The sequence below is a fragment of the Streptomyces xingningensis genome (assembly GCF_054957865.1).
In genome coordinates this window covers 1-679 of record NZ_JBDJPF010000178.1, presented here as the reverse complement: position 1 = coordinate 679, position 679 = coordinate 1, and the positions used below count along the sequence as shown (strand labels likewise).

Annotated in this window: 1 pseudogene; it reads left to right on the top strand. The window is 70.5% G+C overall.

The window, feature by feature from the left end:
- Positions 1-679: pseudogene (locus ABCR83_RS32735) on the top strand (type I polyketide synthase); the annotation flags it as partial.

Below are 679 nucleotides of genomic sequence, written 5' to 3'. Positions count from 1 at the left end.
CCGCCACCGTCGTCCCCACCCTCCGCCGCGACCAGGACGACCGCACCCAACTCGCACTCTCCCTCGGGCAGGCGTTCGCGACCGGGGTTGAGGTGGACTGGACCCGATGGTTCCCATCCGACCCCACCCCCCGCACCATCGACCTCCCCACCTATGCCTTCCAGCGCAAGCACTACTGGCTTGAGCCCGCTGCCACCGTCTCCGCAGGCGATAACGGTCAGCACCCAGCCGAGGCCGAACTGTGGCAGGCCATCGAGAACCTGAACGTGCCCGCTCTGGCCACGACCCTGCGGCTGGACGAAAGCGACGAGGCCGTGGACGTGTTACGGCCGGCGTTGCCCGTTCTGGCGGCGTGGCGGCGGCAGCACCGGGAGCGCGTCACCATGGACTCCTGGCGCTACCGCGTCACCTGGAAGCGCATCCCCGACCGGGAGCCGTCGGAGCTCGGCGGCACATGGCATGTGCTCGTCCCGGCCGGGCAGGAGAGGCACCCGGCCGTCGCCGCCAGCATTCAGGCGTTGGAGACCCACGGGGGCACGCCTGTGCTGCGGTCCGTGGACACCCATCGGGTGCGGCGGGACAACTTCCCGGTGCCAGAGGCCGGTTCCGCCGGGATTGTGAATTTGCTGGCGTTGGATGAGGAGCCGCTCGCCGACCACCCCGCCGTACCCGCCGGACT